The organism is Peptoniphilus indolicus ATCC 29427, assembly GCF_000227315.1.
In the GTDB taxonomy this organism is placed as follows: Bacteria; Bacillota; Clostridia; order Tissierellales; family Peptoniphilaceae; genus Peptoniphilus; species Peptoniphilus indolicus.
In genome coordinates this window covers 1,327,799-1,336,521 of the sequence record NZ_JH165061.1, presented here as the reverse complement: position 1 = coordinate 1,336,521, position 8,723 = coordinate 1,327,799, and the positions used below count along the sequence as shown (strand labels likewise).

Here is an 8,723-nt window from a genome sequence, read left to right as displayed (position 1 = left end):
TTTTTTATTATTCACTCAATTTATACTTTATATTTTTATTTTTATTCTTACAGCCCCTTAATATACACGTTTATCATTATCTCTATCCCTCTTCTGTATATAGTACTTATTAATCTTATTAATTGATATTGTACACTACATATAGTATAATTATAAAAATAAAGAAGGAGAGGATTTTATGGCAATGTTAGAAGTTATAAAGAGAAACGGTAAAAGAGCAGATTTTGACTGTAAAAAAATAGAAATTGCAATTGAAAAAGCAATGAATTCGATGAGTGGTGTATACATAGAAGGTCAAGCTAGAAAAATAGCTGCTGAAATTGAAGAGCAAGCTATGTTAAATATGGAACCAATTTCCATATCAGCCATAGAAGAGCTTGTATATTATAAATTAATTGAAAACAATAACCCTGCAACTGCAAGAGCTTATGAAAATTATAAAGCAGTTCAATCTTATAAGAGAGAACAAAACACAACAGATAAAGAAATTTTAGGCCTATTAAATCAAACAAATGTTGATATAATGGATGAAAATTCAAATAAAAATGCCATAATTGCATCCACTCAACGTGATTTAATTGCAGGAGAAGTTTCAAAAGATATTGCGAAACGTAAAATGATTCCTGCCGACTTAGTAGATGCTCATGAATGTGGAGCAATTCATATTCATGATATGGATTATATAATTCAACCTATTTTCAACTGTTGTTTGGTTAATATTAAGGATATGCTAGATAACGGGACTGTGGTAAACGGAAAAATGATTGAAACTCCTAAGTCCTTCCAAGTAGCTTGTAATGTTATGACTCAAATAATAGCCCAAATTGCATCTAATCAATATGGCGGTCAAAGTATTAACATTGCATGTTTAGGTAAATACCTAAGACGTTCTTACGATAAAAATCTAACTCTTGCTATAGATACTCTTGGCGATGTCAAACTTGCAGAAAAAATGGCAGCCAAGATGACTCAAAAAGATTTGGAAAGTGGTATACAGACCATTCAATATCAAATAAATACTTTGATGACTTCTAACGGTCAAGCTCCTTTTGTAACTTTATTTATGCAACTTGAAGATAATGATCCTTATATAGATGAAATTGCTCAAATAATCGAAGAAATTTTAAAACAAAGAATTCAAGGTATTAAAAATGATGCCGGAGTATATGTAACTCCTGCATTCCCTAAGCTAATATATGTACTTGATGAAAATAATGTAAAACCTGAATCTAAATACTATTATTTGACTTCTCTTGCAATCAGATGTACTGCTAAGAGAATGTATCCTGACTATATTTCAGCTAAAAAAATGAAAGCAAATTATGAAGGCAATGTATTTAGTCCTATGGGTTGTCGTGCATTTTTGCCACCTTGGAAAAATAGCAAAGGACAATATCAATTCGAAGGTAGATTCAATATGGGAGCTTGTTCTCTTAACCTGCCTCAAATTGCAATCCTTGCCGGAGGCGACGAGTCAAAATTCTTTGAAATTCTTGATAAAAGACTAGAATTAGTTAAAAGAGTTGGTCTTTTAAGATATGAACATCTAAAAAAAGTTAACTCCGATTCATCGCCTATCCATTGGCAACATGGAGCTATTGCAAGACTTGGAAAGCATGAATCCATAGCATCTCTTCTTGAAAATGGTTATTCAACTGTTTCAATGGGCTATATAGGTATATATGAAGCAACTTACCTAACAAAAGGTGTGTCTCACACTGACCCTAAAGGCTATGATTTCGCTATGAAAATCATGGATAGTTTAAACGATGCCGTTAAGAAATGGACTGAAGAAACAGGAATAAAATTCACTCTATACGCAACTCCTGCCGAATCACTTACTAACAGATTTGCAAGTATAGATAGAAATAGATTTGGTGTCATTGAAAATGTAACAGACAAAGGCTACTATACTAACTCTTTCCATGTTGATGTAAGAGAAAAAATTTCTGCATTTGAAAAATTTGCATTTGAATCTAAATTCCAAGATAGGTCTACTGGCGGATGTATTTCTTACGTTGAAATACCTAATATGTCTCATAACTTAGAAGCACTTGAAACAATAGTTAGATACATCTACGACAATATTCAATATGCTGAGTTCAACACTAAAAGTGATTATTGCGCTGAATGTGGTTATGACGGAGAAATTAAATTAAATTCTGATAATGAATGGGAATGTCCTCAATGCCACAATAAAGATAAATCTACACTTACAGTTGTAAGACGTACTTGTGGGTACCTTGGAGAAAACTTCTGGAATGAAGGTAGGACTAAGGAAATCAATGATAGGGTGTTGCATATCTAATGAGATATGGACAAATAAGAAGATACGATGTTGCAAATGGCCCTGGAATAAGAACTAGTCTCTTTGTAACAGGATGCACTCACCACTGTGAAGAATGTTTCAATCAAGAATATCAAGACTTTATGTTCGGGGAATTGTGGACTGATACTCAAACTGCTGAAGTTATAGAACACTTGAGTGAATCTGTAAATAACGGACTAACTATCCTTGGTGGTGAACCATTTCAGAACGTTCCTGATTTAACATTAGTAGTCAGAGAAATCAGAAGTCATACGTCTAAATCTATTTGGGTTTATTCGGGATATACTTTCGAGCAAATATTAGAAGACAATAAAAAACTTGAACTTTTAAAGCTCTGCGATGTCCTTGTTGATGGATTATTTATAAACAGCCTTAAGGACTTGAGTTTAAAATTTAGAGGTTCATCTAATCAGAGAATAATAGATATAAAAAAATCACTCGAACATAATCAAGTGATATTATTAGAAATATAAGAGCTTTAGGATTTTTAGCAAATCTAATTTGCCATTAATCCAAAGCTCTTTTTGTATACTTTAAATATTTTTTATCTCTTTCATAAGATTAATAGATTCTATTACCGTCATTGCAGCATCATAACCTTTATTACCTGCTTTTGTACCAGCTCTTTCTATAGCTTGTTCTATAGATTCCGTAGTCAAAACTCCAAAAGCCACAGGTAAATTAGTGTCCAATGAAATTTTTGCCACACCTTTTGAAACTTCACTACATACGTAATCAAAATGAGGTGTACTCCCCCTTATAACAGCTCCCAAACAAATCACTCCATCATAATTTTGTGTATTTGCCAATTTCTGTGCAAAAAAAGGTATTTCAAAAGCTCCCGGAACCCAACATACTGTTATGTTGTCATCTTCTATCTCATGTCTTTTCAAACAGTCTATAGCGCCACCAAGTAACTTAGATGTTATAAATTCATTAAACCTACTCACAACAATCGCTACCTTACTTCCCCTTGCTGAATAATTTCCCTCAATAATTCTCACTACATAACCTCCTCAGTTTTAAACTCTTGTAAAATGTGACTCATCTTTTTAGCTTTCGTTTCTAAATAAAATCTATCCGTTTCATTTGAATGTATTTCTATTGGCACTCTCTTAGTAATTTCCATTCCATACTCTTCAAGATCATATACTTTATCAGGATTATTTGTCATAAGTTGTAACTTCTTAACTCCTAAATCCTTTAAAATTTGAGCCCCTATATAGTACTCCCTTGCATCTTCAGGAAATCCCAAAGCTAGATTAGCCTCTACAGTATCCATTCCTTTATCTTGTAGTTCATAAGCTCTCAATTTATTTATAAGGCCTATTCCCCTGCCCTCTTGTCTCATATACAAGACTATTCCTCTGCCTTCTTTTTCAACTCTTCTCATAGCTTCAGCTAATTGGTCCCCACAATCACATCTCGCAGAACCAAAAGCATCTCCCGTCAAACACTCAGAATGCACTCGGCACAATACATCATTGCCATCTGATACATCACCTTTTACCATTGCAACATGGTGCTCTCCATTCAATTTGTTTATATAACCATAAGCTGTAAATATTCCATGCTTTGTTGGAAGTTTGCACTTTGTAACTCTTTCTACTAACTTTTCATTTGTCTTTCTATATTTTTTAATTTGGTCTATGTGAATAAACACAGCTCCCAAACTATCAGCCATTTCCTTTAGTCTATCTCTCTTCATCATTGTGCCGTCTTCTTCCATTATTTCACAACACAATCCTATTTCTTTTAAACCCGCAAGTCTTAACAAGTCTACAGTTCCCTCTGTATGTCCTTCACGTTCTAAAACACCGCCGTCTTTAGCTATTAGAGGAAACATATGCCCCGGTCTTCTAAAATCAATTGGCCTTACGTTCTCATCACAACACATTCTCGCCGTAAAAGCTCTCTCCTCTGCTGAAATCCCCGTAGTTGTTTCAACGTGGTCTATTGAAACAGTAAATGCAGTTTCATGATTATCAGTATTTTTACTCACCATTGGCTCTAAACGAAGCCTTGCCGATTCCTTTGAGCTCATCGGCATACAGATAAGCCCCTTTGCCATAGACGCCATTCTATTTAAAGTTTCAGTCGTTGCAAACTCTGCCGCTAAAATCATATCCCCTTCATTCTCTCTATCCTCGGCATCCAAAACAAATATTATTTCACCTCGTCTTAACGCTTCCAATGCTTCATCAACTGTATTCCACATAATTACCTCCTAAAAACCATATTTTCTCAAAAATTCCATATCTATCTTAGACTTACTACTTTCATTTTCAAATTCAAAATATCTATTTATATATTTTCCCAGTACGTCAAACTCTACGTTTATGCCATCTCCTAAATCTAAATTTCCTAAATTTGTCCTTGCCAACGTCTCAGGAATAAGAGATACCGTAAAAGAATTTCTACTCACATTAGCTAAAGTCAAACTCACACCATTTAATCCTATGGAGCCCTGTGCAACAAACTGCGTTTTAAATTCATCATCAACACTTATTTCAAGTAAATATCCATCTTTATTTGGCGTTTTGGAAATGACTTTTCCAACCGTATCAACATGCCCTTGAAGAATATGTCCCCCTAATCTGTCCATTGGTCTTACAGCTCGTTCCAAATTCAATTTACTCCCAGAAACCAAACTATTTAATGCTGATTTTTCAGCCGTAACACGCATCATATCAGCTGTAAAAAAATCAGCTCCAAAACTTGTAACCGTTAAACACACCCCATTAGTTGCAATACTATCGCCAAGTTTCACATCTTCTAATACCAATTTTGAATCAACATAAATAGTTAGCCTGTCGCCTCTCTTTTCAATTTTTCTAAGTGTTCCTATTTCCTCAACTATCCCCGTAAACATCTCTCACTCCATGTATTAAAATGTCTCCATCTAAATTTTTTTGTGCTTATAATATTAAAATTCAAACTATCAGATAAATTTAATATTCCCTCTCCATCGTCCACAGATTTTCCGCCGCCCAACAACTTTGGAGCTATATAATGATAAATTTCATCTACCAATCCAGCCCTTATAAACGAAGAGTGAACTTCAGAACCCCCCTCAACTAAAATGTGAGCGATATCTCTTTTTAATAGTTCATCACAAATTTCATTTAAATTTAAACCTTTCTCATCTCTCGAAACTCTTACTACTTCACAACTCTCAATTAATTTCTCACGCTTTTCAAAATCAGATGAGCTTGTAAAAACAATTGTCTTAGCTTCCGAATTATAAATATTGTAGTTAGAATTTATTTCAAGTTCACTGTCTAATAAAATTCTAATTGGATTGTCTCCCTCACCACTTCTGTTAGTTAAGAATGGATTATCTTTACTCGCTGTATTTTTTCCCACCAATATTCCGTCTACCTTGCCTCTTAAGATGTGTGAATCTTTCCTTGAAGTAGAATTTGTAATCCACTTGCTTTCTCCAGAGCTCGTCGCTATTTTTCCATCAAGAGTTGTTGCAAACTTAAGTGTTATAAATGGTCTCTTCTTAGATTTATTCAATAAAAAAACTCTGTTTTGAAACTTTGCTTCCTCTTCAAGCATTCCAACTTCTACATCAATTCCCTCTTTTTTTAAAATCTCTATCCCTCTGCCAGAAACTCTCTCGTCAGGGTCTTTTATCGCAACCACAACTCTTTTTAACTTTTCTTTTATAATCCTATCAACACAAGGCGGCGTCTTCCCATAATGTGAACATGGCTCTAAAGTTACATACATAGTTGCCCCTTCTGCCATTTTACTCACTTTGTTAAGTGCATCCACTTCCGCATGATTATCGCCAAATCTGTGATGATAACCTTCAGCTATTATCTTGTTATTTTTAACCACAACTGCCCCAACCAATGGATTGGTCTTTGTAAATCCTCTTCCAAGTTCTGCCAGTTCAAGAGCTCTCTTCATAAATTTATCTTCTTCAGAAAGTATAAGTACCGCCTCCTTACAAATGAAACAAAATCATATTTTCTTACATAAAAAAACCGAAGCTCACAGAGCTCCGGATGGACGTCAAATCATAGCAAAATAAAATTATCCTGCATAAATACTCTTCTCCCATCCGGACTATAACCGTCGGTATCGGAATTTCACCGATTCAATCTTTCGACTCGTGGACTATCACCACCGGTGAGGAATTACACCTCGCCCTGAAGAAATATGAAAATGTTTTTCTTGTTAATAAAATAACATAAAAAACTTTAAAAGTAAACCTCAAATTTTAATTTTAAAATGGTTCATAATTATAAAATTTGTTATAATTAGAGATGTTATTTATATAATAAATTATACGGAGGAAATTAATGGACCAAACAATTACTCTTGCTGAAATTAATTGGCAATTTATAGCAGGAGGTTTAGCACTTTTCCTATACGGTATTAAACTTATGGGAGATAGTTTGACAAATTTTGCCGGCACTAAGATTAGAAGTTATATAGAAAAATATACATCTTCTCCAATCAGTGCAATATTTGTAGGTATACTCATGACGGGTATAATGCAATCATCATCAGCCACTACAGTAATCGCCATAAGCTTAGTTAGAGCAGGTCTTATGAACCTTAAACAAGCTATAGGTATAACACTTGGTGCCAATATAGGTACTACAGTTACAGCAATCTTAATAGGTTTTGATTTAGATTATTTAGCATACTTTATTATATTAGTTGGTGTTTTAATATATATGCTCTCTGACAAAAAGAGAAGTACTTATGCCGGTGAAATAATAATAGGATTTGGACTTTTATTCATTGGACTGAATATGATGGGTGGCGCCCTTAAAGATTTAAAAAACATTGAAGGCTTTGAAACTTTTGTTGTTAAAATGTCAACTACACCTGTCCTTGGAGCTATAGTTGGTGCAATAGTGACAGGAGTAATACAATCTTCAAGTGCCATCGTAGGTATTGTACAATCACTATACCAAACAGATGCACTAACACTAAAAGCATCTCTTGGATTAGTATTTGGTGCCAATATAGGTACTACAGTAACAGCTCTTTTGGCATCAATTGGAGGAACAATATCAGCTAAAAAAACATCTATGTTCCATATAATATTCAACGTTGGCGTCTCTATAATATTCCTAATACTGCTAACACCATATTATCATTTACTACTATTAGTATCAGAAAAATTTGCACTAAATAGAATGATGACAATAGCTGTTGGACACTTTATGTTCAACTTCTTAGGTATGTTAATATTTTTACCATTCATTTCTAAATTTGGTGAAATACTTGATAAGCTAATACCTGGTAAAGATGAACTTGCAATTGATTATGGTAAAGTCGAATTTGATGAACAAATGATTAAAAATTTCCCAGCCGGTGCTTTAAAACAAGCAAGACTCGCTATCGAATCTGCTTCTGCGCTAGCTCTTCAAACTCTTCAAACTTCACAACAATATCTTGAAACTGGAGATAAAAAATACTTTGACAAAGTAAACCAAATAGAAGAGATAGTAAACTCACAAGACACAGAAATAGCAACTTACCTACTAAAAATTTCAAAAGAGAATCTATCTTCAGATATGATTTTGGAATACTCAGTAGATTTACAAGTTCAAAAAAACTTCGAAAGAATTTCAGACTTGGCTCAAAATTTAGCAGAATACTATGCAATGATTTATGATTCAGGAGAAAAGATAAGCGAAGATGCAATGGAAGAATTAAAAGATGTATATGACCTTATAAGCAACATCTATGTAAATGCTGTGGAAGTTTTTAAAACTAATGATATAACTCTTTACGATACAATGAAAGATGATGAAAACAAATTAAATCAGTTAGAATATCAGTTGAGAGAATCTCATTTCAATAGACTTACTACAAAACACGTAAAAGCAACTGTAGAAACTTCTCTTTTTGTAGACATCATCGGTACACTTGAAAGAATTGGGGACCACGCATTCAACATAGCACGTATAACTTTCAAGCCAATCAAGACACACGATGAAAAAACAAATCCTTCTGAATTCTTTGAATAAACAAAAAAATCCTCGGTAATAACCGAGAATCAGAATGAAGACAAACCCAGGTTTTTCCTGGGTTTGTTTTGTAATTATTAGCTTTTTAAAGTATTTTTTTAGATTCGTATAAAATCTTGATAATTTTTCCAGTAAAAGACCTCCATTTAGGTCTATCTTCCAAAGTATTTTTGCTAATTTTTTCATATGTAGACACGCAAATGTAAGTGCTGCTTTCATTCTCATTTTTTGTATACCTTTCATGTTGGTATATCTAAATCCATGAAATTCTTTTGCACTTCCAAATTGACGTTCAATAGTTTCTTTTCTTCTTTTATACTCTTCTTTTCCTACTTTTGTATACCTGTATTCTTCTGATATATCAAGATAATCTTGCCAAATATGCCTACTTA

The 8,723-nt window shown here is 33.5% G+C and carries 7 protein-coding genes, 1 pseudogene and 1 riboswitch; of the genes and pseudogenes, 3 read left to right on the top strand and 5 right to left on the bottom strand.

Annotated features, from left to right (window positions below; all coding sequences use genetic code 11):
• The first annotated feature begins 184 nt into the window (after positions 1–184).
• Both nrdD and nrdG read left to right on the top strand, forming a co-directional pair.
• Complete coding sequence (gene nrdD, locus HMPREF9129_RS06030) at positions 185–2,308, top strand: anaerobic ribonucleoside-triphosphate reductase (protein WP_040552596.1); 2,124 nt, start codon at positions 185–187, stop codon at positions 2,306–2,308.
• Complete coding sequence (gene nrdG / locus HMPREF9129_RS06025; RefSeq protein WP_004821468.1) at positions 2,308–2,802, top strand: anaerobic ribonucleoside-triphosphate reductase activating protein; 495 nt, start codon at positions 2,308–2,310, stop codon at positions 2,800–2,802. Before nrdD ends, nrdG begins: the two co-directional genes overlap by 1 nt.
• A 60-nt stretch (positions 2,803–2,862) precedes the next feature.
• Here nrdG and ribH read toward each other — a convergent pair whose 3' ends face one another.
• Genes ribH through ribD form a run of 4 tightly spaced genes read right to left on the bottom strand, consistent with a single transcriptional unit; the run spans position 2,863 to position 6,274 of the window.
• A complete protein-coding gene (gene ribH, locus HMPREF9129_RS06020; protein WP_004821467.1) occupies positions 2,863–3,333 on the bottom strand; it encodes a 6,7-dimethyl-8-ribityllumazine synthase in 471 nt (156 codons plus the stop codon).
• Positions 3,333–4,547 carry a bifunctional 3,4-dihydroxy-2-butanone-4-phosphate synthase/GTP cyclohydrolase II gene (locus HMPREF9129_RS06015; protein ID WP_004821466.1) on the bottom strand — a complete coding sequence of 405 codons (1,215 nt, stop codon included), beginning with the start codon at positions 4,545–4,547 and terminating at the stop codon, positions 3,333–3,335. Before HMPREF9129_RS06015 ends, ribH begins: the two co-directional genes overlap by 1 nt.
• A 9-nt stretch (positions 4,548–4,556) precedes the next feature.
• Positions 4,557–5,201 (bottom strand): riboflavin synthase, encoded by a 645-nt coding sequence (locus HMPREF9129_RS06010; protein WP_004821464.1) that lies wholly within the window; start codon positions 5,199–5,201, stop codon positions 4,557–4,559.
• Positions 5,186–6,274, bottom strand: a complete 1,089-nt coding sequence (gene ribD / locus HMPREF9129_RS06005) for a bifunctional diaminohydroxyphosphoribosylaminopyrimidine deaminase/5-amino-6-(5-phosphoribosylamino)uracil reductase RibD (RefSeq protein ID WP_257009193.1) — start codon at positions 6,272–6,274, stop codon at positions 5,186–5,188. The genes HMPREF9129_RS06010 and ribD overlap by 16 nt, the downstream gene beginning before the upstream one ends.
• Before the next feature lie 114 nt (positions 6,275–6,388).
• A riboswitch (FMN riboswitch) is annotated at positions 6,389–6,504 on the bottom strand.
• 141 nt (positions 6,505–6,645) lie between these two features.
• On the opposite strand from ribD, the gene HMPREF9129_RS12365 reads away from it, so the two are divergent.
• Entirely contained in the window at positions 6,646–8,331 is a 1,686-nt protein-coding gene (locus HMPREF9129_RS12365) for a Na/Pi cotransporter family protein (RefSeq protein ID WP_004821460.1), read from the top strand.
• A 165-nt stretch (positions 8,332–8,496) separates the two neighbouring features.
• On the opposite strand, the pseudogene HMPREF9129_RS12360 reads toward HMPREF9129_RS12365, so the two are convergent.
• A pseudogene (locus HMPREF9129_RS12360) lies at positions 8,497–8,723 on the bottom strand (transposase); the annotation flags it as partial.

Bases quoted from the DNA above. Each gene is read 5' to 3' on its own strand.
- nrdD (WP_040552596.1), top strand. From the start codon at position 185: ATGTTAGAAGTTATAAAGAGAAACGGTAAAAGAGCAGATTTTGACTGT.
- nrdG (WP_004821468.1), top strand. From the start codon at position 2,308: ATGAGATATGGACAAATAAGAAGATACGATGTTGCAAATGGCCCTGGA.
- HMPREF9129_RS06015 (WP_004821466.1), bottom strand. From the start codon at position 4,547: ATGTGGAATACAGTTGATGAAGCATTGGAAGCGTTAAGACGAGGTGAA.
- HMPREF9129_RS06010 (WP_004821464.1), bottom strand. From the start codon at position 5,201: ATGTTTACGGGGATAGTTGAGGAAATAGGAACACTTAGAAAAATTGAA.
- HMPREF9129_RS12365 (WP_004821460.1), top strand. From the start codon at position 6,646: ATGGACCAAACAATTACTCTTGCTGAAATTAATTGGCAATTTATAGCA.